The organism is Mesotoga sp. HF07.pep.5.2.highcov, from assembly GCF_003666285.1.
In the GTDB taxonomy this organism is placed as follows: Bacteria; Thermotogota; Thermotogae; order Petrotogales; family Kosmotogaceae; genus Mesotoga; species Mesotoga prima.
In genome coordinates this window covers 1-1,000 of record NZ_JFHJ01000642.1, presented here as the reverse complement: position 1 = coordinate 1,000, position 1,000 = coordinate 1, and the positions used below count along the sequence as shown (strand labels likewise).

At 48.3% G+C, this 1,000-nt stretch carries 1 protein-coding gene; it reads right to left on the bottom strand.

From position 1 onward, the window contains the following. Positions 1–124 precede the first annotated feature (124 nt). On the bottom strand, positions 125–1,000 hold an 876-nt coding region (locus BG32_RS13725), incomplete at its 5' end, for an aspartate-semialdehyde dehydrogenase (protein WP_121526992.1).

Genomic DNA, 1,000 nt, shown 5'->3' with positions numbered 1-1,000 from the left:
CCGTCTCTTCCGTCTACATACTTCAACACAAGAAGGCGTTTCTCCATATCGCTCAGTTTTCTCTCTCTAGAGTCGACTACAAGAAAGGTGTTTCCCGTTGCGGTGTAGTATGCTCCTCTCATCATTAAACGCCTCCCATATGGGCTTTCATTATTCTGACCGCGTTTGTTGCGGCACCAACGCGGATGTTGTCCGCTATGTTCCAGAAAAGGAATCTGCTGGAATCGAAGGTCCTGAGTCGTGATACATAGACGAGATCGGAACCGGCAACTTCGAGGGGGGTTAAATGATCTTCGCTGTAAACAACGTTCTGAGAGTTTTCGATCTCACTTTTCAGGCCGTCAGGCGTAAAGGGCTGGATCGTTTCGACGAATATGGATTCCGAGTGGCCGTGTGCAACGGGAACTCGAACAGTCGTAGGCCAGACGGAAATTGAATCGTCGCCGAAAATCTTTCTCGTTTCGTTGACCATCTTCATCTCTTCGGTTGAAAAACCGGTCTCAAGTAGATCGCCTATTACAGGTACGACATTTCTATGTATCTGTCTGATGAAGACGGTTGAAACAATCTCGCCGGCCTCCTGCTTTTCGAGTTCGGCGACTCCTTTGTTCCCTGCACCTGATACCGCCTGATAAGTAGAGACGACTATCGTCTTGACTCCGTATCTCCTGTATATGCCACTTAAAGAAAGGACCATTTGTATAGTAGAGCAGTTCGGGTTTGCAATGATTCCTTTGTAGCCCTTAACGAGAAAACCGTTGATTTCTGGCACAACGAGAGGAACCTCAGCATCGCTTCTGAAGGCCGACGAATTGTCGATCACCAGAGCCGCTTTTTCTGCAGCTATTGGCGAGTAATGCCTCGATATCGACGCCCCTGCCGAGAAGAGCACGTAATCGTAACCCCTGTCAAAAGAATCTTCGCGAAGCTCGACGACCTCTAAAGTTTTGTCTTTGAGAGTGAACTTCTTTCCCACACTTCTGCTGGAAGCGTAGAGATC